Here is a 26,971-nt window from a genome sequence, read left to right as displayed (position 1 = left end):
AAGCATTCATTATGATCCATGGGGGAATCTGATTGTGATATTGTTGCCGATGCCGGCGCTCCTGCGCCGAACGCTTGCTCTGGCGATGGCCGTATTGATCGCGCTGGGTGGCGGGCTGCTGCCTGCGCCGCCAAAGGCCAATGCCGCTTCTGGAATCGAGCCGATGCTCGGGCAGGTCGCGCTGTTCGCGACTGATTTCGCGCCGCGAGGCTGGACGTATTGCGATGGCCGGCTGTTGAGCATACAGTCGAATACCGCTTTGTTCAGCTTGCTGGGGAATAAATATGGAGGAGACGGGAGATCGACATTCGCGCTTCCGGATCTGCGGGACGAGGATCCGATGGGCGGAGTGGGTTATTATATCGCCGTGAGAGGCGCTTTCCCCAATCGCGATGAAACGGCGGATATGCCGGGTCAGATCGGAGTGAACATCGGCGAGGCCGTTCTATTCGCCGGCAGCTTCGCCCCGGGGGGCTTTCTCAGCGCCAATGGCGGCACGCTGGCCATACGCGAGCACTCCGCCCTGTACTCGCTTGTCGGCACGACCTACGGAGGGGACGGCAGCTCGACGTTCGCTCTTCCGAATGTGGCGGATGTCGATGGAGTGAAGGTGCTGGTCGCTCACAAGGGCGGCTTTCCCGACCCGCAAGTTTCTACGTATCCGCAGGAGTTAGCCTACATGGGCATGGTGTCGATGCATGCCGGCGCTGCCAGATGGCCGCAGGCCGTCGGGCAGACAATTCAGATATCGGAAAACGAGGCGCTCTTTTCCGTGCTGTACGCCCGCTTCGGAGGCGACGGCATCCGGATCTTCCAGCTTCCTGACCTGAGAGGCAAGCTGCCGTTTCCGGCTTACCTGGCGGAGACGGGCATTTATCCGGTTCGCGAGGGGGGCTCCGCGCCGCTGGCGGCAGGAGACAGCTTCAGCTTTAGAGCGGCGCCGGCCTTTGCGTCCAGCGTCAGCGTGCTCGCCAATGACAGCGGAGCCAACCGGGCGGCGGTGAGCAAGCCTCCATCGAACGGAACGCTGACGCTGCGCCCCGACGGAACCTTCATCTATCAGCCGAGGATGGGCTTTGTCGGAGGGGACTCATTCCTTTACCGCGCCTCCAACTCGGAAGGCAGCAGCACGGATGCGCTCGTCCAGCTGAACGTAAGTGCGGAGCCGGCGCCGGTCGTGACCGGCGTGACGAACGGCGCCTCGTACAGCCGGCCCGTGACGATTGCGTTCGACAGCGGTACGGCGACGCTAGACGGCCGGCAGATTCCGAACGGCCATGTGGAGTCGGGCGAAGGCTCCCATGTGCTGGATGTGCGTTCGCTGCATGGAACGTCGCAGACCAGGCTCACCTTCAGCATCGACATGACGCCTCCAATCGTGACAGGCGTGAAGGATGGGGGCTCCTACAACGTCCCGGTGACGCCGGTGTTCACGGAAGGCACGGCGACGCTCAACGGGGCGCTCTGGACGAGCGGCCAGCCGGTGTCGGCAGATGGGACGTATACGCTCGTCGTGACCGACGCGGTCGGCAACGCGGCGACGATCACCTTCCGCATCGAAACAAGCGCGGTCGTGGCTTTCGACAGCCATGGAGGCAGTACGGTCGCATCGCAGACGGTGCCGGCCGGAGGGAAAGCCGTGAAGCCGAGCGACCCTACGCGGACGGGCTATACGTTCGGGGGCTGGTACACGGACGCGGAGCTGAAGCAGGCGTATGATTTTAATGCGGCAGTGACGGGCCCGCTGGAGCTGCATGCGAAGTGGACGCTGAATCAGTATGCGGTGAGCTTCGACAGCCATGGAGGCAGCGCGGTTCCGGCGCTGGACGTGGATCATGGCGCCAAAGCCGCGAAGCCAAGCGATCCGACGCGAACGGGTTACACGTTCGGCGGCTGGTACACGGAGGCGGAACTGAAGCAGGCGTATGATTTTGACGCCGAGGTGACGGGTGCGCTGGAGCTGCATGCGAAGTGGACGCTGAATCAGTATGCGGTGAGCTTCGACAGCCATGGAGGCAGCGCGGTTCCGGCGCTGGACGTGGACCACGGCGGCAAGGTCGGCAAGCCGAGCGATCCGACGCGAACGGGCTACACGTTCGGCGGCTGGTACACGGACGCGGAGCTGAAGCAGGCGTATGATTTCGACGCCGAGGTGACGGGCGCGCTGGAGCTGCATGCGAAGTGGACGCTGAATCAGTATGCGGTGAGCTTCGACAGCCATGGAGGCAGCGCGGTCGCGAAGCTCGACGTGGATCACGGCGCGAAAGCCGCGAAGCCAAGCGACCCGACGCGAACGGGCTACACTTTCGGGGGCTGGTACACGGACGCGGAGCTGAAGCAGGCGTATGATTTTGACGCCGAGGTGACGGGTGAGCTTCAGTTGCATGCGAGGTGGACGCTGAATCAGTATGCGGTGAGCTTCGACAGCCATGGAGGCAGCGCCGTTCCGGCGCTGGACGTGGATCATGGCGCCAAAGCCGCGAAGCCGAGCGATCCGACGCGAACGGGCTACACGTTCGGGGGCTGGTACACGGACGCGGAGCTGAAGCAGGCGTATGATTTTAATGCGGCGGTGACGGGCGCGCTGGAGCTGCATGCGAAGTGGACGCTGAACCAGTATGCGGTGAGCTTCGACAGCCACGGAGGCAGCGCGGTTCCGGCGCTGGATGTGGATCATGGCGGCAAGGTCGGCAAGCCGAGCGACCCGACGCGGACGGGCTACACGTTCGGCGGCTGGTACACGGACGCGGAGCTGAAGCAGGCGTATGATTTTAATGCGGCGGTGACGGGCGCGCTGGAGCTGCATGCGAAGTGGACGCTGAACCAGTATGCGGTGAGCTTCGACAGCCACGGAGGCAGCGCGGTTCCGGCGCTGGAAGTGGATCACGGCGGCAAGGTCGGCAAGCCGGCCGACCCGACGCGAACGGGCTACACGTTCGGGGGCTGGTACACGGACGCAGAGCTGAAGCAGGCGTATGATTTTAATGCGGCGGTGACGGGCCGGCTGGAGTTGCATGCGAAGTGGACGCTGAACCAGTACGCGGTGAGCTTCGACAGCCACGGAGGCAGCGCGGTTCCGGCGCTGGACGTGGATCACGGCGGCAAGGTCGGCAAGCCGAGCGACCCGACGCGAACGGGCTACACGTTCGGCGGCTGGTATACGGACGCGGAGCTGAAGCAGGCGTATGACTTCGACGCGCCGGTAACGGGCCCGCTGGAGCTGCATGCGAAGTGGATGGCCGTTCCAACGCCGGAGCCATCGCCAACACCGACGCCAGCTCCGACGCCAACACCGACGCCGACGCCGACGCCAACGCCGGGAACGGCGAGCCCGAGCCCGACGCCAGCTCCGACTCCCGGCGCGGACGCGGTTCTCATGGTGAACGGCCAGCCGGCGGCAATGGAGAAACAGGACGTACGGCTGACGGACGGACGGCAATCGACCCGCTTCCTTGTCAGCTCGGAGCAGCTCGCGGCCTGGATGGCCGCCGCTGAGGGAAGGAGCCTGACGCTGCGCCTCGAGGCGACGAGCGAGCTTGCCGAGCTGGTCTTCCCGGCCGGAGCGCTGCAGAAGCTGACGGCCGGCGCGGCTGTCGAGCTCATCGTCGAGAAAGGCTCGGCGAGCTACAGGCTGCCGGTCTCCCGTCTTGCCGGGCTGAGCAGCGAGGCTGTCGTAACGGTCGTGATCGGCGTTCCTTCGTCGGAAGCGGCCGCTCAGGCGGCTCGCGCAGCAGGCGCTTCCGGCCGCAGCCTCGGTCCGATGGCGGAGTTCTCGCTGCGGATCGACGGCAAGAGCGCCGGCGACCATGCCGGAACGTATATCGAGCGGACGCTCGTGCCGCCTTCGACGGAAAGCGGCTGGTCCGCCTTCTATTTGGATGAGCGCACCGGACAGCTGCGGTTCATCCCGCTGCGAAACGAGAACGGACGGATCACGCTGCTGTCGCCGCATGACAGCGTCTACGGGCTGATCCGGTCCGATGCGGCGTTCAAGGATCTGGCGGGCCACTGGGCGCAGGCCGACCTGAACCGCCTGGCCCGCCTCGGCATCGCGAGCGGAGTCGGGGAAGGCCGATTCGCGCCGAACCAGGCGGTCACGCGCGCGGAGTTCGCGGCGATGCTGGCTCGCGCGCTCGGCCTGGCCGAGCCGGCGGAGCGCTCCGGCTTCGGCGATGTGCCGGACCAAGCCTGGTATGCGGGCGATCTCGCCTCTGCCGTGCGTGCCGGCCTCGTGAACGGCGTCTCCGCCGAGAGCTTCGCTCCGCAGGCGCTCGTCACGCGGGAGCAGATGGCGGTCATGGTCGCCAAGGCGCTGGCCTATGCGGGCCAGCCGGCAGCGGCAGATGCTGCGGCGCTGTCCGCTTACCGCGATGCCGCCGCTGTCTCGAGCTGGGCGCAGGAGCCGGTTTCCGCGCTGACGCAGCTCGGCCTGATGTCCGGCACCGGCAGCGGCGAGCTGGATCCGCAAGGCAAGGCCGACCGCGCGCAAGCGGCGGTGCTGATCCTGCGCTTGCTGGATCGGCTCGGCTTCGCCGGATAAAAGAAAAAAGCGTCCAGCCCCGCATCGACATGCGGGGCTGGACGCTTTTTGCCTTCAGGGCAGCCAGGATCAGCCGCTGCGGGGCATCACTTCTGCGCCCGCCCGAGCTGCTCGGCCTGGGCCAGCATTTTCGCTCGCCGCTCGTCGCTTGAGCCGCGGATCGAGCCGAAGCGGGTGACGCCGACCGGGCGGATGCCGCAGAACTCCAGCACGCCTTTTTTCATGACGGTAATGCCGGCATCCCGAAGTAGGGTTCGGTAATACCAAGTCGGAGAGTCCATCGTGGCGATGATCCGTCCGCTCCTGCCGCCCAGCAGCTTCACCGGCACCGGCTTGCTGTCGTCGTAGCGGAAGGCGAAGCCGGGCAGCAGCGCGCGGTCGAGAAAGCCCTTGAGCACGGCAGGCATGGAAGCCCACCAGATGGGGAAGATCCAGACCGTATGGTCGGCCTTCAGCAGCGTCTGCTGGGCATGCAGCAGATCCGGCTCCAGCTCGGTGCGCTTGCGGTAGCCGTAGCGGAGGCTCGGCTCGAACGCCAGCGAGGCGAGGTCGAGCACGCTCACCTGCGCGCCGGACGCTTCGGCTCCGCGGATATAGGCGGCGGCCAGCGCGTGGCAGAGGCTTTGTGAATCAGGATGGCCGATGATGACGGCGATGCGGCGGGACATGGGCAGTTCTCCTTTTTTCTTCCAGGATGAGGTTGATTCTATGATAAACTGGCCGTAACGCGCCGCGCAGTGAGCGAAGGCGCTGCGATGATGACGAAAGGCGCAAGGAGGTGCCGCATGAAGGAAAACGGAATGACGGTGGCGCTGCTGGCCGCGTCGGTGCGCGGCATGGCCGCTCGCGGGCTCGATACCGGGCGCTTCTGCCGGGAGGCCGGACTGGATCCGGAGCTGCTGCGGCGAGGCGATGCCCGGATCGCGCACGAGGAGATGGCGCGCCTCATGGACGAGGCGGCGCGCTTCGCCGGCGACCCGCTGTTCGGGCTGCATCAGGGAGCTGCGATGGAGCTGGCCGATCTCGGCGTGGCGGGCTATGTCGTGCAGCACTGCGCCACGGCCGGCGAAGCGGTGCAGGCGATGAACAAGTATCATGAAATGATCTGCAGCGGCTATGAGCTGAAGGCCGCGCCTGCGGAGAACGGCCTGACGGAGCTGCGCTTCCGTCTGAACGACCCGGCGCTGGAGGCGTCCCGCCACTGCACGGAGGACATGGTCGCCTCGCTCTGCCGCTCGCTGCTGCGGCTCGTCGGCCGCCCGGTCGAGCTGGCCGGGGTGTCGTTCCGGCATGCGCCGGCGGCGGACCCGGAGCGGTACCGGGACGTGTTCGGGCTGACTCCGGAATTCGAGGCGGCGGAGGATGCGATCCGGCTGCCGGCCGAGGTGCTGGACTGGCCCGTGCTGGCGCGGGACGAGAGGCTGCGGCAGGAGTTCCAGGCGCTGGCCGACCGGATGCTGGACTCGCTCGCAAAAGGCCAGGAGACGACGCGCGAGCTGACCCGCTATCTGCTGGAGCGGACCGGAGCCGCGCCGCCTGCGCTGCCCGCGGCCGCGCGGGCGCTCGGCATGAGCGCGCGCAGCCTGCAGGCCAGGCTGCAGCGAGAGGGGGCGACGTTCGCCGGCGTCGCCGCGGAGATGCGCCGCAAGCTGGCGCTCCGCTACTTGGCGAAGCAGGAGCTGAGCGTGGCGGAGGTGGCGTACCTGCTCCACTTCTCGGAGCCGAGCGCTTTTCACGGGGCGTTCAAGCGCTGGACCGGCATGACGCCGGGCCAGTACCGGAGCAGCCTCGCGCTCGAAGCGGGGCAAGCCGGCGGATGAAGGGCCGTCGCGGCAGGCTTCGCCTCGCGCTGGCCGCCTGCGCGGTCTACGCGCTGCTGCTGTCGCTGTCGCTGCACGCCCGGTCGGCTCAGCCCCGCGGCGAGCAGGCGACCGACGTCGGGCGCGTCGTCAGCGCGCGCGTGGACCGGACGGTGACGGTCCGCAGCGCGGACGACGCCCGCCGGGCCGTGCTGGAGGCGGCCGCCGAGGGCCGCAAGGTCAGCATCGCCGGCACGCGCCACAGCATGGGCGGGCAGACTTTTTATGAAGGAGCGGTCGTGCTCGACCTGAAGCGCTACGACCGCATCCTCGCGGTCGACGAGCAGGCGCGGACGGTTACGGCGCAGGCCGGCGCGACGTGGGCCGACATCCAGGAGGCGGTCAATCCGCTCGGCCTGTCGGTCCGCGTCATGCAGTCCCAGAATCTGTTCACGATCGGCGGCTCGCTGAGCGCCAATATCCACGGCCGCGACCCGTCGGAAGGCCCGCTCATCGCCGCCGTCCGCTCCATCCGGATGCTGCTGGCCGACGGCAGCATCGTGACGGCGAGCCGGGAGGAGCGGCCGGAGCTGTTCCGCGCGGCGATCGGCGGCTTCGGCGTGCTCGGCGTCATCCTCGAGGCGACGCTAGAGCTGACGGCGGACGAGGTGTACGAGTCCCGCACGTCGCTGCTGTCGTACCGCGAGTTCCCGCAGCGGTTCGAGCAGGCGGCCCGCTCGCCGGATACGGGGCTGCTGATCGCGCGGCTGTCGACGGCGCCGGAGCATTTTCTCGAGCGGATGTACATGACGGAGTTCCGGCGGACCGGGCTGCCGCTGGCGAGCGCGGACCGGGAGCTCAAGCAGGACCGGGCGGTCGAGCTGACGCGCTTCGTGTTCGGCCTGCAGCGCAAGCACGATTGGGGCAAGAGCCTGAGCTGGAGCCTGCAGGAGCGGCTGTTCCGCTCGGAGCAAGGCGGGCTCGTCACGCGCAACAATGCGATGCGGCCGGAGAGCGACTTCCTGGACTATCGGGATGCGCAGCACAGCGACCTGCTGCAGGAGTATTTCGTCCCGCTCTCCCGGTACGAGGCGTTCGTCGACGGCCTGCGGGCGCTGCTGCGGGAGGAGCCGCTGAATGTCGTCAACATCACCGTCCGCTACATGCCGCAGAACGGCGAGTCGATGCTGTCCTACACCGCCTCGGAGGATCGGGCCGCGCTCGTGCTGCTGATCAACGAGAAGCGGAGCGCGGCCCGGCTCGATCGGCTGGAGCGGCTGACGCAGCGGATGATCGGACTGGCCCAGTCGCTCGGCGGCACGTATTACTTGACCTATCAGCCCTATGCGACGCTGGAGCAGTTCCGCCGGAGCTACCCCGGATGGACGGAGCTTGCGGCAGCCAAGCGGAGGTACGATCCGGGAAGCCTGTTCTGGAACGACTGGTACGGCAAGTATGGAAGCGAAGAAGGGGGAGGACGCCGATGAAGCCGATGAAGCGGAGCGCGCTGCGCTGGGTCATGCTGTCGCAGAACGCGATGACGCTCGGTTCGGGCATCGTCTTTCCGTTCTACTTGATCCAGATCAAGGAGATCGGGGGCGGCTTCGCGGAATACGGCATCGCCTACGGCTTGTTCACGATCTGCTCGGCGTTTCTGAACGGCTGGTTCGGCCGCTCGTCCGACCGGTTCGGCCGGACGCCGCTGCTGCTGATCGGCTCCTGGGGGATGGCCGGACTGTTCCTGCTGTTCCCGCTCGCCACGAGCATCGCCCAGGTATACGCCCTGCAGATCGCGATGGGGGCGTTCGGAGCGATGCAGCGCACCTGCGAGAAGGCGCTGCTCGCCGATCTGACCGACGGAGAGCCCGGACGAGGCGAGAAGATCGGCCGCTATCAGACCGGCATCGCCTTGTTTTCGGGGATAGCGGTCATCGCGGGAGGCTTCCTGATCGACTACTTCACGCTCGACCTGATGTTCTATGCGGGCTCGGCGCTGCTGCTGGCCAGCGGCCTGCTGCTGCTGCGGGTGGACGAGCGGGGCGAGGAAGGACAGGCGGGCTAGGGGCTCGGCGATGTCGGATATTGGGGCTTGCCAGCCCTTGTCGAATTGTGTAGGATACGTTAAAGATAACTGAATACAAGCTCGTATAATCATGGGGATATGGCCCATAAGTTTCTACCGGACGACCATCGCAATCGTCTGACTATGAGTGGGAGCGCCCGCGCGGGCGGCCGGCCCGGACCTGGAATCAGGTCCGCCGGACCGCTTCGCGCAGGCGCCGACAGGACTTGTCATCGCAGACAGATCTCACTTGGAGCAGCGCGCCCAGGGGAGGTCTGTCTTTTGTTTTGCCGGGTGAGAGGAATCGAGGAGAAGAGGGGCGACGGACAATGGAAAAGCTGGAGCAAAGGATCCGCCAGGAAGGGCTGATCCTCTCCGACAAGGTGCTGAAGGTGGACTCGTTCCTGAACCACCAGGTCGACACGAGGCTGGCGCTGGAGATCGGGCAGGAGTTCGCCCGCATCTTCGCGGGACGCGGCATCACCAAGGTGCTGACGATCGAGGCGAGCGGCATCCAGTTCGCGATGGCCGCGGGCATCGCGCTGGACGTGCCTTTCATCTATGCCAAGAAAAAGAAAGCCGTCACGCTGACGGAAAACCTGTTCACGGCCGAGGTCGTGTCGTTCACCCGCGGAGAGACGTATCAGGTGAGCATCTCGCAGTCGTATCTGACGCCGCAGGACCGCGTCCTCATCGTGGACGACTTCCTCGCGACGGGCGCGGCGCTGGTCGGGCTCGTCGACATCGTGAAGCAGTCGCGCGCCGAGCTGTGCGGCGTCGGCTGCGTCATCGAGAAGAGCTTCCAGGAAGGGCGCGGGCTGCTCGAGGAGCTCGGCGTCGAGGTGCATTCGCTGGCGCGGATCGCGTCCATGCGCCCGGGCGAAGTGACCTATGTGCGCGAGGCGCAGGCGGCGGCATCCGCCGCATCCGCGCCGGCCGGCGGCCAAGGCGGAATCTCGCATGGCTAAGCCGCTCGCTCCCGGCAAGGTGGCCGCGCTTGGCCTGCAGCATGTGCTGGCGATGTATGCCGGCGCCGTCGTCGTGCCGCTCATCATCGGCGGCGCGCTCGGCCTGACCGAAAAGCAGATCGCCTATCTGATCGCCGCGGACCTGTTCACCTGCGGCCTGGCGACGCTGCTGCAGGTCATCGGCTCGCGCTGGTTCGGCAGCCGCCTGCCGGTCGTGCTCGGCTGCACGTTCACGGCCGTCGGCCCGATGATCGTCATCGGCTCCGAATACAGCCTCGCCGCCGTCTACGGGGCGATCATCGTCTCCGGCCTGTTCGTCGTGCTGGCGGCGCCGCTCTACGGCAAGCTGCTGCGCTTCTTCCCGACGGTCGTCACCGGCTCGGTCGTAACGATCATCGGCCTGTCGCTCATCCCCGTCGCGATGAACAACGTCGCCGGCGGCCAGGGCGCCGCCGACTTCGGCGCGCCGCGCAACCTGCTGCTCGCGCTGCTGACGCTCGTCGTCATCCTGCTCGTCAGCCGCTTCGCGCGCGGCTTCCTGCGGGCCGTCTCGGTGCTGGTCGGGCTCGCGGCCGGCACGGGCGCGGCGTATGCGATGGACATGGTGAGCTTCGGCGGCGTCGCCGAGGCGTCGTTCGTCAACGTGCCGACGCCGTTCTACTTCGGCGCGCCGGAGTTCAGCCTCGTAGCGATCGGCACGATGATCCTCGTCAACATCGTCAGCATGGTCGAGTCGACGGGCGTCTATCTTGCCGTCGGCAAGGCGACCGACCAGAAGGTCGAGCAGCGCCAGATCGTGAACGGCCTCCGCTCCGAAGGCGCGGCGATCATGCTCGGCGGCGTGCTCAACGCCTTCCCTTATACGGCGTTCTCGCAAAACGTCGGCCTGATCCAGCTGACCAAGGTGAAGACGCGCAACGTCATCTTCGCCGCGGGCGGCATCATGGTGCTGCTCGGCCTGCTGCCGAAGCTGGCGGCGCTGACGACCGTCATCCCGAACGCCGTGCTCGGCGGCGCGATGATCGTCATGTTCGGCTCCGTCGCCGCGGCGGGCATGAACATCCTGTCCGAGGTCGACCTGCGCAAGGAAGGCAACCTCATGATCGTCGCCTGCAGCCTCGCCGTCGGGCTCGGCTCCGCGACGGTGCCGTCGATGTTCGCGCAGCTGCCGACCGAGCTGTCGATGCTGCTGCAGAGCGGCATCGTCACCGGCTCGATCACGGCGATCGTGCTCAACCTCGTCATGACGCGCCGCCGCGAATCCGCCGCCGCGTTCCAGGAGGCCGGCGAAGCTTCCTGAGCGGGGCCGAGCCAGGGAAGAAGCTTCCTTGCCGGGACGTCCGCATGGCTGTCCGTAAAATAAAGAAAGGCCTCTCCGACAACGGATGAGGCCTTTCTTCATTTCTTGCGGCGCGCCGCCCTCGCTCTAAGGGGTCAGCTCGGAGCGGAGCTGTCCGCTTAAGGAAGGCTGCCGGCCACGCCTCGCGTGGCGTTAAAACCGGTTGTCGACCTTGTCGCGCAGGTTTTGGGCGCGCTCCTTGAGCGTGACGTCGCCGTCGCCGTCGCGGTCCTGATTCAGCGGCGGACCGTCCCGGCGGACGCCGTTCTCTTCATAATAACGGCTGTCCCGCGTGCGTCCCGGCTCGGCGTAGCCGTCGGCGGCGCGATAGCTGCCGTCCACCGGATCGCGGTCGCTGCCGATCACCCGGCCGTCGCGGTCGCGGTCCAGATCGGTATCGACGTAGCTGTCGCCGGCCAAGCCGATCGTCGTCGACGCGTCGGAGCGGCCGGCCCGCACCGGCGTGCCGTCCGGGTAGACTTCGCCTGCCGGCACCGCCCCGGCATCGCCGGGCAGCTCGGTCGCGGCCGCCGACTGGCCGTAAGGCTGCACGTCGCGCTCATACGAGGGGGCGTTGATGGAGCCGGTGCTCCGCAGGGAGTCATAGACTTCATGGTCGCGCTCGGCGCGCGATTCAACCAGCACCAGGATGTTGCCGTCCTGGACATATTCATGGTAAAGGGAAGCCTCGTTCTCCGGAATGCCGAGGCCGATCAGCCCGCCGACCAGCCCGCCGGCTCCCGCTCCGACGGCCGCGCCGGTAAGCGCGGCCGCAATCGGGCCGGCCGCGACGATCGGGCCGATGCCCGGGATGGCCAAGGCGCCGAGGCCGACGAGCAAGCCGGTCATGCCGCCCAGCATGCCGCCGCCCGCCGCTCCGGCGGCGACGCCCTCCGGCGCCATCGTGCCCGTCTCCTCCTGAATCGTCGAGACATCGCCCTTGTCGCGGGCCAGGATCGAGATGTCGTCGCTATCCACGCCCCGCTCCTTCAGCAGCTCGATCGCCTCGATCGCCGCCTGCTCCGTGTCGTATACGCCTACGATTTTTTTGCTCATGTCCAATGACCTCGCTTTCGTGGAGTCGTCGAGCTTGCTTCCGTACATGCATTTCCTGTCGTGGAAGTTATATAACCGGTCGGCCGATTCGATAAACGGAAGGCATCCCAGCGCGGGGCGATGCAGATCTAGGTCCAAAGAATGTCAAAATCCGACTTCTGTCGACAACATTCGAGTGATGTATGGCTCGAAAGGATACCTTGTACGGCACTTTGGGCTACTACACTGGGGTTGGAATGGACGGAACAAGGAGGAAGAGTAGCATCCTTTCGACGAGGCGGGTCTCGCTGTGGTATTCCATCGGACTGATAAAATTGGGGCGAACTGGAACACCGCAAAGTATCCTCGGGGGGGAGGCCTCGGCGCGCGCCGCTCCTCTATACTGAGTACAGACAGCAGGACGAAAGCTCTTGAGACGGAAGGTCGAGGTGAACGGAATGAAACGGAGAGGCTTGGCTGCCGGCACGGCAGCGCTGGCGCTCGCGGCGGCGATCGGTTCGGGAACAGCCTTTGGCCAAGCGGGCATCAAAGCGGCGGTGCAGGAATGGTATTCGGAAGCTTTCGGCCAGAAAGCGGACGAGCTGCGCTGGGGGGCGGAGCGCCAAGCCGCCGAGTCGTTCCGGGAAGCCGCCGACCTGCTCGCTCAGCAGGCCGAGCCAACCTACGGGAAGCAGGTCGAAGAGGCCGCTGAGCGGGCCCGTCAGAGAGCTTTCGACACCTACAGCGAGCATCTGGAGCGCTATCTCCGCGAGCTCGACGAAGCGGATGCCGCGCTTGCCGGTCCGGAAGGCGGCATCGGGCGGCAATTCAACGAAGCATCGGCGGCGGCGCGAGCCCAAGCGGATGACGAGCTGGAGCGCAGCCTGGACGAGCTTTTGACGGAGCTGACGCAAGGGGAATAAGCGCTCGAACCGGCGGCAAGCCGGATGCGGGAAGCCTTACATAACTCAACCAAAACCAATTCAAAGGGGATAAATCAATCATGGCTATCAAAATGCTTAAAACGAAAATCGCAGTCGGCGTCGTCGCAACGGGAATCGTAGCCAGCATGGGAACGGCATTCGCAGGCGTGGACATCGCAGGCCAATTCAACAGCTGGTACAACAAGCAGTTCCGCTCGGCAACGACCGAAGTGGCCGTGAAGGCGCTCATCGAGAACGGCAAGAAGCTGGACGCCTACAACACCGAGTACAAGCAGCTGAAAACGGAATCCGTAAACGGCGTCGTGTCGTACCAGAAGCAGCAGTCCGAAGGCTCCATGAAAACCATCAACAGCCAGAAAAACGACTACATCAACCAAGTCAACGCGGCGGCGGACAGCCTGTCCTCCAAAGCGCCTGCAGACTTCGATAAATTCGTGAGCGACGTGAACGCGACGGTCGACACGGCGAAAAACCTCGCCAAGGGCGTAGGCGAGATCGATCTGAAAAGCTCGGTCGAGAGCCAATCCAAAGCAAGCGTAGAGCAAGTCGGCAAAGACGTCGCTGCCTACCAGAAGTCCTCCACGGACAACCTGACGGCGACGATCAAGGACCGCCAGGACAAGCTCAGCAAGCTCATCGAGGAGCAGGCAGCGGCATCCGATGCGGAGATCCGCGCCCATATCGAAGCCAAAATCGCCGAGCTGCGCGCCGAGCTGAGCGCTTATGCGAAGCAGCAGGTCGAAGCCGCGCAGGCGAAAGTAAAAGCCGAAGCCGACACCAGGACGAAAGCCGCGCTTGCAGCGCTGGATGCGGCGGCAGTCATCAAGTAAATCGAGCGCAATCGCAAGGAAGGGAGCAGCATGGCGGGGATGCCCGTCATGCTCTTCGCTTCATGGCTTTACGGCTGAAGAGAAGGAGCGGGAACCGACATGAGGAAGCAGCGGAGCGGCGCGAGGGCCGCGAACGGATGGTGGCGGAGAATGGCGATCGGAGCGGCGGCGATCGCGTCTGCGATGGCGATTACGGCCGGAGCGGCCTACGCCGATGTGGATCTGAAGGGCAGGATCATGGCTTGGGCAGGCTTGCAGGCCGATGCCGCCGTCTCCGAGCTCGATCGCGCCATCCAGGACGAGACCGCTCGGCAAGCAGCGGAGCTGCAGCGCCAGGTCCGCTCGGAGCTGGAGCGCCAAGCGGCTGAATTCGAGCGATTCTCTGCGGAGCTGCAGACAGCCAAGCGCCAGGAGATCGCCGACTATGCCGAGTCGCTGCTCTCCTCCCGCAGCTTCGACAGCGAGGAGCAGAAGCGGGAGTACGCTTCCCGTCTTGAGGCGGCAACCGCTGCCGCGCTCGCTTCCTTATCCGGCGTAGACATGCCCGCTGCCACGCCGACGGTGTCCGGCGACGTATACGCTGGAGACGGCGCGACGCCATGAGCGGCCTGAAGAAGGAGCTGTGGGGCTGGGTCCGCTATATCGCGGGCTTGGCGGCCGTCGTTTTCCTCATCACGAGCATCGCAGGGTTGAACCGCGTCTCCGGGGAGTCGATGGAGCCCTCTCTGGCCGACCGGGACATCCTGCTCGTGAACAAGCTTTCTCGGTATATCGGCGAGCCTGCTTACGGAAAAGTCGCCGTCATCGCCAGCAGCAGCCTCGGCTATCGTCTCGTGAAGCGGGTCATCGGCCTGCCGGGCGACATTGTCGAGATTCGGGGCGGCATCGTCTATGTCAACGAGGAAGCCCTCCCGGAGCTGTATTCGACGGGCGATCCGGAAGATATGGCTCCGCAGCCGGTGCAGCCGGAGCATGTCTTCGTGCTCGGGGACAACCGCGAACCCGGCGCGAGCCTGGACAGCCGCAATCCGAAGCTCGGCCAAGTGCCGGTGAGCGAGATCGAGGGCTATGCCTTGATGAGGCTCCTTCCTTGGGGAGGCATAGCCGGTCCGCTGGACTGACCGGAACGGATCCTGCGGAGCCGTCCGCGGATGCCTTCGGGGACGTACGATAAGCGGCAACGGAAAAAGAGCCGGCGGACCCATGTCCGCCGGCTCTGTGCGTTTGCATGCAGGAAGCATCAGCTGCCGATCGCCGACCGGCTCTGATGGTAGTAGAGCGCCGCTTTGGTACGGTCCGGCAGGTCAAGCTTGGAGAGGATCTGGCTGACATGCTTCTTGACCGTGTACTCCGTCACGACCAGCCGCGCGGCGATCTCCTTGTTGGACAAGCCCTCGCTCAGCATCTGCAGCACTTCGCTCTCCTTGGGCGTGAGGCCGGCCGTGATGTCGGCGGGCTGATCCGTCAGCCGCGATTCGAGCAGCTCGACGTCGTAATACTTGCGGCCGCGGGAGATCATGCGGATGGCGTGGATCAGCTCCTCGGGAAGCGCCTCCTTGAGGACGAGGCCCTCGACCTGGAGCTCGAGCGCGCGCTTCAGCTCCGCTGGCGGCATCGACGAGGTCAGATAGACGAACCGGCATGACGATCCGGCTTGCCGGAGCTGTCCGATCACTTCCAGGCCGCTCTGCTGGTTGATGCGGTTGTTCATGATGCAGATGTCCGGCCGCAGGCTGTGGATCAGCGACTGCGCCTCCTTGCGGTCCGAGGCTTCGCCGACAACCTGAATCGAGTCTACCCCGGACAGGATAGACGTGATGCCGCGCCGGACGAGCTGGTAAGGGTCTACGACTATGACTCCGATCATCTGAATTCCCCTCTCTATCGGAACGGTCATGCCGCTATGGGATTTCAATTGGCATGAGCTATTATACAGTTACTTCATTATCCGATCAATCCGAAATATGGGAATATTCCGTTGTCGCCGTACGCCGCATCGCCAAAAAAGCGAGCCTCTCCAGCCGGAGAGGCTCGCTTTTTTGGTTTGGAAGCAGGAACGGAAGCCGGCCGCTCAGCCCAGCTCCCGGAACGCTTCGGCCGTCAGGCGGCAGGAGTGCAGACGCGCCGCGTGATCGAAGATCTGGCTGGCGACGATGAACTCGTCCGCTCCGGTCTCTTCCTGGATCTCCGGCAGGCGCCGCTTGACGGTCTCCTTGCTGCCGGCGATGGAATAGCGCAGCGTGCTGGTCAGGATCGCCTGCTCCTGCGGCGAGAGCAGGCCGTCCATCGAGTCGACCGGGGGCTGCAGCTTGCCGGTGCGGCCGCGGACGATGTTCAGGAACTGCTGCTGCTGGGAGGTCGCGAGCCACGCGGCGATCTCGTCCGTGTCGGCGGCGATGACGTTCACGGCGACCATCGCATAGGGCCGCTCCAGATGGCGCGACGGCTTGAAGCTGCTGCGGTAGAGCGCCAGGGCCGGCAGCAGATAGTCGGGCGCGAAATGGCTGGCGAAGGCGAACGGCAGGCCGAGCTCGCCGGCGAGCTGGGCGCTGAAGCCGCTGGAGCCGAGCAGCCAGATCGGAATGTCGAGCCCTTCTCCCGGAACGGCGCGCACGCCCGGGGCGGCCGTGCCGAGCGTCGGGTCGAAATAGCCGCGCAGCTCGCTCAGCAGCTCGGGGAAGTCCTGCCCGCCGGCAGTCAAGCCGCGGCGCAGGGCGCGGGCGGCCGGCTGATCGGAGCCGGGCGCGCGGCCGAGGCCGAGATCGATGCGGCCGGGATAGAGCGATTCGAGCGTGCCGAACTGCTCGGCGATCGCCAGAGGAGCATGGTTCGGCAGCATGACGCCGCCGGAGCCGACGCGGATGCGCTTCGTGCCGCCGGCGACATGGCCGATGATGAGCGCGGTGGCGGAGCTGGAGACGCCGGGCATGTTGTGATGCTCGGCGAGCCAGTAGCGCGTATAGCCGAGCTCGTCCGCGAGCTGAGCGAGCTCGAGCGTGCGGCGGAACGACTCGGCCGCGTCCGAGCCTTCGGTGACGGGCGCGAGGTCCAGCAGAGAATAGGGAATCGGCGTATGGTCAGAGGGGGTCATGATCGTTCCTCCTTGAACGTAATGGACATCCTTGTATCTATAATACTAAATAAACGGATGAATGCCTAATCTCCGGTCAAGAACTGGGTCCATAGACTCATTTATTCCCCGATCCAATCCGATTATATAGATGATAAGACCTATTTTCGTCTAATGTATTCGTATCGTTACATCCGTAATCAAAGCGAGGGATGGCAGAATGTTGAAGCTTCGTACCGTATTGTCTCTCGGGTTCGCCGGCGTGCTGCTCCTGACGATGGTCGTCGGAGGCGCCGGCTGGTTCCAGGTTGGCTCTGTCAAAGGGACTTACCAGCAATTGATGGAGGAGCGAGTCGGGAATATCGTCCTTATTCAAAATCTGCGCTATCTCGCGGCAAGCGAGGACAAGAACATCCGCGGCTACCTGTTGACGGGCCAAGAGAAAAACTACACGGCCTACAATCAGGATCGGAAAGCTTTTGCGGCCGGGATGGAGCGGCTGCAGGCAGACATGCGGGAGGAGAAGGCGGCGGGTCTCGTCACGGAGCTGCACCGTCTGGAAGGCGAATATGGGAAGGTTGTCGCCGAGCTGACGAAGCTGCGGCAGCGCGGCGACACCGAGGGCTACACCGCCCTGCTGGTGGAGAAGAGCATTCCCTTGTCGGCGCAGCTGTCGGACAAGGCCGCCGAGCTGGAGGCGTTCCAGCAGTCGCTGCTGGACGAGTCGATCGCCGCGTCGCAGGAGCAGGTGGAGCGGACGAGGCTGGTGCTGGCGATCATCGTCGCCGCCGCGCTGCTCGTCGGCGCTGCCGCCGCGGCCTGGCTGACGCGCCTCATCGTCCGGCCGGTGCGGGCGACGGCGCGGCTCGCGGGCGACATCGCCTCGGGGAACCTCGGCGGCGAGGACATGGAACGGCCGAGGATCGCGGAGCTGGGCGCGATGGCGGAGTCGGTCAACGCGATGAAGGCCAAGCTGTCCCGCCTCATCGAAACGATCGGCGACAATGCGGACGAGCTCGGAGGAGCGGCGCGGCTGCTGGCGAGGAGCTCGTCATCGGCCGAAAAGGATTCGGAGCGGATGGTGGAGACGATGCGTCTCATCTCCGAGTCGGCCGAAGGCCAGCGGCAGCGCATGGGCGAGAATCGGACGGCGCTGGAGGAAAGCTCGGTGAGCTTGAACGGCGTCGCGGAATCGGCGTCGCTGACGGCGGAGTCGTCGGAGCGGGCGATGCAGGCGGCCGAGGCGGGCAAGGCGCGCATGGCCGAGGCGCGGCGCCGGATGGACTCGGTCGGAGCGGCGATCGAGCAGGCCGGCGCGGTAGCCGAGCGCCTCGTGCGGCAAGCGAAGGAGATCGGCCAGGTGACGGATGTGATCACGGCCGTGGCCGAGCAGACGAAGCTGCTGTCGTTCAACGCTTCGATCGAAGCGGCGCGCGCGGGCGAGCATGGCCGAGGCTTCGCGGTCGTCGCCCAGGAGGTGAAGAAGCTGTCCGACGAAACGGCGGCGTCCTCGGTGCGGATCGCGGCGGCGGTGCGCGGCATGGCGCAGCAGGCCGATGAGGCGGCGGAGGCGATGGTGCGCGGGCTGGAGGAGACGAAGGCGGGCTTCCGCGAGCTGGAGCGGACCGGAGCGGCGTTCGATGACGTCAACGAGTCGATCGCGGTCGTCGCCGAGCAGGCGCAGGAGGTGTCGGCGTCGACGGAAGAGCTGTCGGCCTCGATGGAGGAGCTGCTCGCCTCGAGCGACGATCTGCTCGGCCTTGCGACGTCGATCGCGAAGCATACGGTTCACGCCGAGGAGCTGTGCGCGGCCCAGCGGGGCGTCATGCAGGAAGTATCCGCTTCGACGGAGCAGCTGCGGGACATGTCCGACGCGCTGCGCCAGGAGCTGAGCGGCTTCCGCAGAGCGGAGAACGCCGGATCGCCGCCAGGCCGGCGCGACGGAGCTGCGGCGGGCGGCTCCTCGCCGGACGCCGCCTAGAAGCTCGCGCTCTTGATTGGGGACCGTCCCCTCCGGTTAAGGAGGGAGGACATCAACCCATCTGGAGGAGGACGTTTTTTCCATGAGCGAGCAGCCGAAGCGGCACCCGAACGAGACGGCCAAGACGGAGCGACTGAAGGACTTCACCGTCGACAACGACGGGCAGAAGCTGACGACCAATACCGGCCTGCATGTAGCGGAGGACGAGCATTCGCTGAAGGCGGGCGTGCGCGGCCCGACGCTGATGGAGGACTTCCATTTCCGCGAGAAGATGACGCACTTCGACCATGAGCGCATCCCCGAGCGCATCGTGCATGCGCGCGGCGCCGGCGCCCATGGCTACTTCCAGGCGTACGAGCCGCTGACGGAGCTGACGGAGGCGGGCTTCCTGCAGGACCCGTCCAAGCAGACGCCGGTGTTCGTGCGCTTCTCGACCGTCGCCGGCTCGCGCGGGTCGGCCGATACGGTGCGCGACGTGCGCGGCTTCGCCGTCAAGTTCTACACCGAGGAGGGCAATTTCGACCTCGTCGGCAACAATATGCCGGTGTTCTTCATCCAGGACGCGATGAAGTTCCCGGACTTCATCCACGCCGTCAAGCCGGAGCCGCATAACGAGATTCCGCAGGCGCAGTCGGCGCATGACACGTTCTGGGACTTCGTCGTCCACAACACGGAGACGGCCCATATGGTCATGTGGGCGATGTCCGACCGCTCGCTGCCGCGCAGCTACGCGATGATGGAGGGCTTCGGCGTGCATACGTTCCGGCTCGTCAACGCCGAGGGCAAGGCGCGCTTCGTCAAGTTCCACTGGAAGCCGCTGCTCGGCACGCACTCGCTCGTGTGGGACGAGGTGCAGAAGCTCGGCGGCAAGGATCCCGACTTCAACCGCCGCGACCTGCATGACTCGATCGAGGCCGGCCGCTGCCCGGAGTGGGAATTCGGCATCCAGGTGCTGGAGGAGGAGGACGAGTTCAAGTTCGGCTTCGACATCCTCGATCCGACCAAGCTGTGGCCGGAGGAGCTCGTTCCGGTGCGCAAGATCGGCAAGCTGACGCTGAACCGCAATACGGACAACTATTTCGCGGAGACGGAGCAGATCGCGTTCCACCCGGGCCATCTGGTCAAGGGCATCGACTTCTCCAACGACCCGCTGCTGCAGGGGCGGCTGTTCTCCTACACGGACACGCAGCTGTCGCGCCTCGGCGGCCCGAACTTCAACGAGCTGCCGATCAACCGACCGATGTGCCCGGTGCACAACAACCAGCGCGACGGCATGCACCGCATGACGATCAACCGCGGCCCGGCCGCGTACCACAAGAACGGCATCGCCGGCGGCTCGCCGCATCCGAGCGCGGACGGCTACAAGCATCATCAGGAAAAGGTCGAGGGCCATGTCACGCGCGAGCGCAGCGACAGCTTCAAGGACCATTACAGCCAGGCGGCGCTGTTCTGGAACAGCATGTCGGACGTGGAGAAGGGACATATCGTCTCGGCGTTCAGCTTCGAGCTCGGCCATGTCAAGGACAAGGCGCTCCGCCAGGCCGTCGTCGACATGTTCGCGAACGTGAGCGGCGAGCTGGCGGCGGGCATCGCCGCCAACATCGGCGCGGCATCTCCGGCGGAGGCGGACGGCGCAGCGGGCAAAAGCAAGAGCGGCGCTTCGCCGGCGCTCAGCATGATGAACACGGTCAAGACGCCGAAGGGCCGCAAGGTCGCGGTGCTTGTCGCGGGAGGCTTCGACGGCGCGGCGACGGACGCGCTCGTCCGCGAGCTGAGGGCGGCCGGCATCGTGCCGGAGTTCTGCAGCACGCGGCTCGGCCCGATCAAGAGCGGCAGCGGGGCGGACGTCGAGGCGGACCACAGCTTCCTGACGAGCGACTCGGTGCTGTTCGACGCTGTGCTCGTCGCCGGCGGCAAGGCGAGCGTCGAGGCGCTGGCTGCCGAGCCGAAGCTGGCGGACTTCCTGAAGGAGGCATTCCGGCATTTCAAGGCGATCGGCTTCGCCCGGACGGAGGACGCGGAGCGGCTGCTCGCGCTTGCCGGCATCAAGGCGCAGGCCGGCGATCCGGGCCTGCTCGCAGGCGATGGGCTCGGCCAGCCGTTCATCCAGGCGGTCGCCGAGCATCGCCACTGGACGCGTCAGGCGCAGTAGCGGATGGACGGACGGGTGCGGGGGCGGCGGCGAATCCGGTCCGCCGCGCGCATGTCCTTCATGCAGGCATGACCAGGTATGACTTGGTCATGCCTTTCATTTTGCCGGCCGCTCAGCCCGCCCGCCGAAGCCCGGTTCGTTTACGGATGCGGCCGTCTCCCGTTATACTAGCCCTATCCGAACGAGCAAGGAGGACGAGCCAGCATGACGCTGCAGCAGCTGCGCTACATCATCGAGGTGGCGGCGAGAGGGTCGATGAACGAGGCGGCCCGGCGGCTGTTCATCTCGCAGCCGAGCCTGTCCAAGGCGGTGCAGGAGCTCGAGCAGGAGCTTCAGATCACGATCTTCCGCCGTACGAACAAGGGCATCGAGCTGTCCACCGAGGGGACGGAGTTCCTCGCTTACGCGCGCCAGGTCGTCGAGCAGGCGGACCTGCTGGAGAGCCGCTACCGGAGCGCCCGCCAGGCGCCGCAGCATTTTTCCGTCTCGACCCAGCACTATGCGTTCGCCGTGAACGCGTTCGTCCGGCTCGTCGAGCAATACGGGCAGGAGGAGTACGATCTGGCGCTGCGCGAGACCAAGACGCATGAGATCATCGAGGACGTGCGGCTGCTGCGCAGCGAGATCGGCATCCTCTACCGCAACGAGTTCAACGCCCAGGTCATCCAGAAGCTGCTCGCCTCGGCCAGCCTGGAGTTCCACAGCTTGTTCACGGCCGAGCCGCATGTGTTCATCAGCATCCGCAACCCGCTCGCCCGCAAGGCGAGGGTGACGGTCGAGGATCTGGAGCCGTACCCGTACCTGTCGTTCGACCAGGGCGAGTACAACTCGTTCCATTTCGCGGAGGAGATCCTCAGCACGCTGTCCCATCCCAAAAGCATCCGCGTCAGCGATCGGGCGACGCTGTTCAACCTGCTCATCGGCCTCAACGGCTACACGATCTCCACCGGCGTGCTGAGCAAGGACCTCAACGGCAACGAGATCATCCCCGTGCCGCTGGAATGCGACGAGACGATCGAGGTCGGCTGGATCAGCCAGCGGCAGCGCGCGCTTTCCCGGCTGGGGGCCGCCTACGTCGAGGAGCTGGAGCGGGCGGTGCGGCGGGAGGACTGAGCAGGTCCGGGAGGACGATCTCCCGGGCTTTTTTGCATGCGAAAAAAAGGAAGCCCGCGGCCGTTCGTCCGCTCTCGATCCCCATGCTTCCGCGTCCGCCTCCATCCGCAGGCGGAGCCCGATCCCCGACCGAAGTCCGGGCCCTTTGCCCTCCCGCGGATGGGAATGAATACCATCCCCCAGCCGTTTCCAGGCCTCCCCGGGCGCAAGGTACACTTTCTATGGCACTTTAATCAGACAAAGAGCAAGCGATGATGGGGAGGAAGATGGGGATGAGGTCATTCATTCAAGGAGCATTCCGAAACAAGGCGGCGGTGTGGCTATGCGTCGTGCTCGTGCTGGCGATGGGGACGGCGAGCTACCTGAAGCTGCCGATGGAGTTCCTGCCGGAGGCGGACAATCCGGAGGTGACGGTGACGACGATCGGGCCGGGCTACGACGCGGCGTCGATGGAGGCGCTCGTGACGAAGCCGATGCAGGAGGCGACGGCGGGCATCAAGGGCAAGACCGCTTCGTTCGCCTCGTCCGGCGACAGCTACTCGCAGCTCAATCTGAGCTTCGACTCGTCGACGGACATGAAGCAGGCGCGGATGGACGTGGAGCGGGCGATCGCCGCCGTGCCGCTGCCCGAGCGGGTTGCCCCGCCCTATGTGATCCAGCTGAACACGTCGATGATCCCGGTGAGCTGGGTGACGCTGACGTTCGACGATACGGTGGCCGAGGCGAAGCGCGCCGAGGCGGAGAAGGACATTCTCGAGGCGTTCCAAGGCATCGACGGCATCGGCGCGGCGCAGCTGTCGGGCCGTCCGCAGCCGTCGGTGACGGTAGCGCCGGACCCCGATAAGCTGGCCGCCAAGGGCTTGCCGCTGCAGGCGCTGTACGGCGTGCTGCAAGGCCGCACGGGCTCCGCCTCGGTCGGCGAGAGCCAGCTCGGCGGCAGCGCCGTCAACCTGAACGTGGCGTCGACGCTGCGCGACGTCGAGACGCTGCGCAAGCTGCCGGTCGCTCCGGGCGTCGCGCTCGGCGACGTGGCGCAGGTCGAGGCGAAGAGCGAGGCCGGCGGCATCAGCCGGCTCGGCGGCAAGGACGCGCTCGTCCTGACCGTGACCAAGGCGCCGGGCGCCAACGCAGTCGCCGTCGGCGAAGGCGTGGAGAAGGCGGCCGAGCGGCTGAACGAGGAGATTCCCGGCGCGGAGCTCAAGGTGCTCATGAGCACCTCGGAGCAGGTCGTGCATTCCGTGAACAGCATGATGAAAGAGGTGCTGCTCGGGGCGCTGTTCGCGACGCTCGTCATCCTCGTCTTCATGCGCAACATCCGCGCGACGCTCGTCACGATCGTGTCGATCCCGCTGTCGCTCGGCCTGACGCTCTATCTGCTCGACCTGTCGGGCGTGTCGCTCAACATCCTGACGCTCGGCGGCGTCGCCGTCGCGGTCGGACGGCTCGTCGACGACAGCATCGTCGTCATCGAGAACATCTTCCGCCGGCTGCAAAAGGAGCGCTTCTCGATCCCGCTCGTCGTCGACGCGACGCGCGAGGTCTCGACCGCGATCACCGCGTCGACGCTGACGACTGTCGCGGTATTCCTGCCGATGGGCCTGCTGCGCGGCTCGCTGCAGGCGTTCCTGCTTCCTTTCGCGCTGACGGTGACCTACTCGCTGCTCTCGTCGCTGCTCGTCGCGCTGACGGTCATTCCGCTGCTCGGCGCCGGGCTGTTCAAGGGCGTGTCGCTGAAGGAGCATGGGCCGTCCCGCCGCTTCCAGCGCTTCCTCGACTGGAACCTGCGCCGCAAGTGGCTGCCGCTGACGGCCGCCGTCGTGCTGCTCGCCGGCTCGATCGGCGCCTATGTCGCGATGCCCAAGGGCGCGCTCGACACGTCGGACGCCTCCAACCTGACGGTGACGCTGAAGTTCAAGGCGGACGCGACGCAGGAGCGGATGGACGCGGACGGAGAGAAGCTGGAGTCGTATCTCCGCAGCCTTCCTGAGCAGGAATGGGTGTACATGTCCGCCGGAGGCAACGCGGAATCGGCCCAGTACGGCGGAGTCGCGTCGCGGACGCAGATCAGCTATATGCTCGGGCTGAAAAAGGGGACGGACGCGGAGGCTCTGGTCGAGCAGGTGAAGGCGAAGGCCGGAGCGCCCGCCGACGCCGCGCTTGAGGTGCAGACGTCCAGCCTGATCGGCGGGGGCGGCGGCTCCCAGGTGTACGTGGACGTGACGGGACCGGACGCGGCGACGGCGAGCTCGGCCGCGGCGAAGGTCATGGCCGCCATCGAGCCGGTCCGGGACGTGCTCAAGGTCGAGAGCAACGAGCAGGAGCGGAAGACGGTCTACACGCTTGAGGTCGATCCGGCGAAAGCCAAGTCGGCGGAGCTCGCCCAGCAGCTGCAGGGCATGCTGAATCCGGTGCCGATCGGCATGCTGGCCGGGGAGGACGGGCGGCAGACGCCGGTCGTGCTGCAGCCGGCGCTCGCTCCGGCGGATGCCGCGGAGCTGGACGCGCTGACCGTGCTCACGGACGCCGGTCCGCAGCCGGTATCGGCGGTCGCCAAGTGGGTCAAGGAAGAAAAGCCGGCCGTCTATTACCTCAAGGACGGCAAGCCTTACGTCCGCATCGCGGCCGAGGCGGAGCCGAGCCGGCTGTCCGTCGTCGGCGCGGATATCGCCAAGGCGGTGGGCGGCCTGAAGCTGCCTGAAGGCACGCATGCCTATGTCGGCGGCGCCTCCGCGGACATGTCGCAGGACTTCGCCGATCTCGGCATGATCGCGCTCATCTCGATCGGCATCGTCTACCTCATCATGGTGCTGACGTTCAAGACGCTGCGGACGCCGCTGGCGATCCTGTTCACGCTGCCGCTCGCGGCGATCGGGGCGGTGCTCGGCCTGATCGTGACGCAGGTGACGCCGGACTTCACGGCGATGTTCGGCGCGCTCATGCTGATCGGCATCGTCGTCACCAACGCGATCGTGCTGCTCGACCGCGTCAAGCAGAACGAGGAGACGATGCCGATCCGCGAAGCGCTGCTCGAGGCGGCCGGCACGCGCATGCGGCCGATCCTGATGACGGCCGTCGCGACCGTGTGCGCGATGCTTCCGCTCGTGTTCGGCTCGGCGGAGAGCGGCAGCATCGTCTCGCAGAGCCTCGCGATCGTCGTCATCGGCGGCCTGATCGTCGCCACCGTGCTGACGCTCGTCATCGTGCCTTGCATCTACGAGCTGCTGTTCTTCCGCAAGGCGGCCCGCCAGCGCCGCGAGGCCGCAGGCGCCGCGCCGAAGCGCGAGGAAGCCGGCGAGGCTCTCGCTCTGTAGAGGACGGACTCGGGCCTTCGGGCAGATGGAAAAGAAGCCGTTCCCCCGCTTCGGCGCAGGGGAACGGCTTTTTGGCATGCGGGCCCGGGCAGGGGGGCGTAGGCCGAGCCGGGCCGAGCGCGGTCAGCCAGTGCGGTACGAACGGCCCGCATGCTCTGCATGCCGGGAGCGCTCGATCACCTCGCCGTACTGCTCCAGCAGCTCGTCGAAAATCGAGACCCATGAGCGGGTGACGGCATGGCTGCGGCCTTGCTCGCCCATGCGGCGCGCCAGCTCCGGGGCGGCCGTCAGCCGCTCGATGGCAGACGCGAAGGCGGCGGCGTCGCCGGGCGGGCAGAGCAGGCCGGTCGCTTCGTGGCGCACCGACTCCCGGATGCCGCCGGCGTCCGCGCCGATGACGGGCAAGCCGCTCGCCATCGCTTCCAGCGCCACGTTGCCGAACGTCTCCGTGCTCGATGGAAAGACGAACAGATCCGCCGACGCGTACAGCTCGGCCAGCTCCTCGCCTTCGCGATAGCCGGCGAATATGGCGTTGTCCGGCGCTGCGGCCCGCAGCTCCGGCAGAGCGGGGCCGTCGCCGACGATCAGCCAGCGCGCCCTTCCCTCCCGGGAAGCGGGCAGCCTGCGCAGCAGCTCGGCCAGCGTGGCGACATCCTTTTCCGGCGCGATGCGGCCGACGTAGAGCAGGATGCGCTCGTCCGGGGCGATGCCGAAGCGCTCGCGGACGAGCCCCGCGCGGCGCTTGGCGGGATGGAACAGCTCGCTGTCGACGCCGCGCGTCCACAGCCGGAGGCCGCCGACGCCCTGGCGGTAGAGGGCGAGCAGCGTCTCGCGCGACGGCGCGAACGTCGCTCCGCAGCTGCGGTGGAACCAGCGGATGTAGCGCCAGTAGAGCGGGACGGCTTTGGCCATGCCGTAGTAGGCCAGGTAGCGGTCGAAGTGGGTGTGGTAAGAAGCGGCATGGGGCAGGCCGCGTCGCCGGGCGTAGCGGAGGCCGCACAGGCCGATGTTGAACGGCGTCGCCAGATGAAGCAGGTCGGGGCGGAAGCGGTCGAGCTGCTGGCGGATCGACAGCAGGTTGGGCAAGGCGAGGCGGCATTCCGGATAGAGCAGGAACGGGACGCTGGGAGACGGGCGCAGCGACAGCGGCGGCGCTTCCGGGGCGGGAGGCGGCGTTGTCGCTTCTTCAGGCGAGGCGGGGGCGAAGACGAGATGCTCGATGCCGCGGCGCTCCAGATGGGCGGTCAGCCGCCCGAGCGTGCGGGCGACGCCGTTCATCTGCGGGGCGAACGTATCCGTAAACAAGGCGAGGCGCATGGCGATCCCTCCCGGTTCGGTCGTAGCGAAAGCGGCAGATTCGGCGATCCCGTCCCGCGCGCTCTCTCGGCTAGAGCCTACCGGACGACTGTCAGCGCCGGATCAGCGCGGGGTGTAGAGGTTGTAAATGAGGGCGGCTTTGGCGGTGGTGGCGCGCTAGCGGTTCGGCAAGAGCTTGGCTTCGAGGAGCGGGTTCGGCGGGCGATAACTCGAAAAAATCGAGTTACGGGTCGCCAAAGAGGGAGCGGGGTGGGCAATAAGTCGGAAAAATCGAGTTACGGGGCACCGAGGAGGGAGCGGAGTGGGCAATAAGTCGGAAAAATCGAGTTACGGGGCTTGGAGGAGGGGGCTGGGTGGGCAATAAGTCGAAAAAATCGAGTTACGGGTCGCCGAGGAGCGGGTTTGATGCAGTTCGGCAGGCTGAACGCACAAAAACGCCGGCAGGCAAGGAGCGGCGCTCCCTGTCTGCCGGCGTTCATCATCATGCGTCTAACTTTTGCCTAGGCGCCC

18 protein-coding genes, 1 pseudogene and 1 riboswitch are annotated in these 26,971 nt (G+C 66.2%); of the genes and pseudogenes, 14 read left to right on the top strand and 5 right to left on the bottom strand.

The annotated features are described in order from the left end of the window. The first annotated feature begins 34 nt into the window (after window positions 1-34). Window positions 35-4,540, top strand: coding sequence for an InlB B-repeat-containing protein (locus tag GE073_RS23900; RefSeq protein WP_153784533.1), 4,506 nt, complete (start codon window positions 35-37; stop codon window positions 4,538-4,540). Window positions 4,541-4,626: 86 nt separating this feature from the next. Here the strand turns inward: GE073_RS23900 and GE073_RS23895 are convergent, their stop codons facing one another. Further along, entirely contained in the window at window positions 4,627-5,208 is a 582-nt protein-coding gene (locus GE073_RS23895; protein WP_101807546.1) for an NAD(P)H-dependent oxidoreductase, read from the bottom strand. A gap of 117 nt (window positions 5,209-5,325) precedes the next feature. Here GE073_RS23895 and GE073_RS23890 point away from each other — a divergent pair, with 117 nt between their 5' ends. The 5 genes from GE073_RS23890 to GE073_RS23870 all read left to right on the top strand — a co-directional run bounded on the left by GE073_RS23890 (window position 5,326) and on the right by GE073_RS23870 (window position 10,669). Further along, window positions 5,326-6,360, top strand: a complete 1,035-nt coding sequence (locus GE073_RS23890) for an AraC family transcriptional regulator (protein ID WP_194843474.1) — start codon at window positions 5,326-5,328, stop codon at window positions 6,358-6,360. Continuing rightward, window positions 6,357-7,826 carry an FAD-binding oxidoreductase gene (locus GE073_RS23885; RefSeq protein ID WP_153784531.1) on the top strand — a complete coding sequence of 490 codons (1,470 nt, stop codon included), beginning with the start codon at window positions 6,357-6,359 and terminating at the stop codon, window positions 7,824-7,826. The genes GE073_RS23890 and GE073_RS23885 overlap by 4 nt, the downstream gene beginning before the upstream one ends. Continuing rightward, window positions 7,823-8,401, top strand: coding sequence for an MFS transporter (locus GE073_RS23880; RefSeq protein WP_052333204.1), 579 nt, complete (start codon window positions 7,823-7,825; stop codon window positions 8,399-8,401). The genes GE073_RS23885 and GE073_RS23880 overlap by 4 nt, the downstream gene beginning before the upstream one ends. A 61-nt stretch (window positions 8,402-8,462) precedes the next feature. Beyond that, window positions 8,463-8,566, top strand: a riboswitch (purine riboswitch). A gap of 164 nt (window positions 8,567-8,730) precedes the next feature. Beyond that, a complete protein-coding gene (locus GE073_RS23875; RefSeq protein ID WP_052333205.1) occupies window positions 8,731-9,369 on the top strand; it encodes a xanthine phosphoribosyltransferase in 639 nt (212 codons plus the stop codon). Further along, window positions 9,362-10,669 (top strand): nucleobase:cation symporter-2 family protein, encoded by a 1,308-nt coding sequence (locus GE073_RS23870; RefSeq protein WP_043111302.1) that lies wholly within the window; start codon window positions 9,362-9,364, stop codon window positions 10,667-10,669. Before GE073_RS23875 ends, GE073_RS23870 begins: the two co-directional genes overlap by 8 nt. A gap of 600 nt (window positions 10,670-11,269) precedes the next feature. Here the strand turns inward: GE073_RS23870 and GE073_RS25675 are convergent. Next, a pseudogene (locus tag GE073_RS25675) lies at window positions 11,270-11,764 on the bottom strand (general stress protein); the annotation flags it as partial. A gap of 410 nt (window positions 11,765-12,174) precedes the next feature. On the opposite strand from GE073_RS25675, the gene GE073_RS23860 reads away from it, so the two are divergent. The 4 genes from GE073_RS23860 to lepB all read left to right on the top strand — a co-directional run bounded on the left by GE073_RS23860 (window position 12,175) and on the right by lepB (window position 14,638). Then, window positions 12,175-12,666, top strand: coding sequence for a hypothetical protein (locus GE073_RS23860; protein ID WP_127464556.1), 492 nt, complete (start codon window positions 12,175-12,177; stop codon window positions 12,664-12,666). A gap of 80 nt (window positions 12,667-12,746) precedes the next feature. Beyond that, a complete protein-coding gene (locus GE073_RS23855; RefSeq protein ID WP_028598832.1) occupies window positions 12,747-13,517 on the top strand; it encodes a hypothetical protein in 771 nt (256 codons plus the stop codon). Window positions 13,518-13,616: 99 nt separating this feature from the next. Next, the gene (locus tag GE073_RS23850; RefSeq protein WP_153784529.1) at window positions 13,617-14,120 is read left to right on the top strand and encodes a hypothetical protein; all 504 of its coding nucleotides are present in this window, start codon (window positions 13,617-13,619) and stop codon (window positions 14,118-14,120) included. Continuing rightward, window positions 14,117-14,638 carry a signal peptidase I gene (lepB, locus tag GE073_RS23845; RefSeq protein WP_153784528.1) on the top strand — a complete coding sequence of 174 codons (522 nt, stop codon included), beginning with the start codon at window positions 14,117-14,119 and terminating at the stop codon, window positions 14,636-14,638. Before GE073_RS23850 ends, lepB begins: the two co-directional genes overlap by 4 nt. A gap of 119 nt (window positions 14,639-14,757) precedes the next feature. Here lepB and GE073_RS23840 read toward each other — a convergent pair whose 3' ends face one another. Beyond that, complete coding sequence (locus GE073_RS23840) at window positions 14,758-15,384, bottom strand: LuxR C-terminal-related transcriptional regulator (protein ID WP_228551761.1); 627 nt, start codon at window positions 15,382-15,384, stop codon at window positions 14,758-14,760. A 204-nt stretch (window positions 15,385-15,588) separates the two neighbouring features. After that, window positions 15,589-16,608: an LLM class flavin-dependent oxidoreductase gene (locus tag GE073_RS23835; RefSeq protein ID WP_153784527.1), complete on the bottom strand. Its 1,020-nt coding sequence runs from the start codon at window positions 16,606-16,608 to the stop codon at window positions 15,589-15,591. Between the two features lie 199 nt (window positions 16,609-16,807). Here GE073_RS23835 and GE073_RS23830 point away from each other — a divergent pair, with 199 nt between their 5' ends. The 4 genes from GE073_RS23830 to GE073_RS23815 all read left to right on the top strand — a co-directional run bounded on the left by GE073_RS23830 (window position 16,808) and on the right by GE073_RS23815 (window position 25,144). Continuing rightward, window positions 16,808-18,568 (top strand): methyl-accepting chemotaxis protein, encoded by a 1,761-nt coding sequence (locus tag GE073_RS23830; RefSeq protein ID WP_153784526.1) that lies wholly within the window; start codon window positions 16,808-16,810, stop codon window positions 18,566-18,568. Window positions 18,569-18,650: 82 nt separating this feature from the next. Next, window positions 18,651-20,720, top strand: a complete 2,070-nt coding sequence (locus tag GE073_RS23825; protein WP_101807554.1) for a catalase — start codon at window positions 18,651-18,653, stop codon at window positions 20,718-20,720. Between the two features lie 204 nt (window positions 20,721-20,924). Next, a complete protein-coding gene (locus tag GE073_RS23820; protein WP_028598837.1) occupies window positions 20,925-21,833 on the top strand; it encodes a LysR family transcriptional regulator in 909 nt (302 codons plus the stop codon). Between the two features lie 272 nt (window positions 21,834-22,105). After that, window positions 22,106-25,144 carry an efflux RND transporter permease subunit gene (locus GE073_RS23815; RefSeq protein WP_153784525.1) on the top strand — a complete coding sequence of 1,013 codons (3,039 nt, stop codon included), beginning with the start codon at window positions 22,106-22,108 and terminating at the stop codon, window positions 25,142-25,144. A 123-nt stretch (window positions 25,145-25,267) separates the two neighbouring features. Here the strand turns inward: GE073_RS23815 and GE073_RS23810 are convergent, their stop codons facing one another. Beyond that, entirely contained in the window at window positions 25,268-26,461 is a 1,194-nt protein-coding gene (locus tag GE073_RS23810) for a glycosyltransferase family 4 protein (protein ID WP_028598839.1), read from the bottom strand. Between the last annotated feature and the right edge of the window lie 510 nt (window positions 26,462-26,971).

The organism is Paenibacillus sp. B01, from assembly GCF_009649995.1.
GTDB classification, from domain to species: Bacteria; Bacillota; Bacilli; order Paenibacillales; family Paenibacillaceae; genus Paenibacillus_O; species Paenibacillus_O pasadenensis.
Note: the sequence above shows the minus strand (reverse complement) of the source record. Positions and strands in the feature narration are given on the sequence as shown.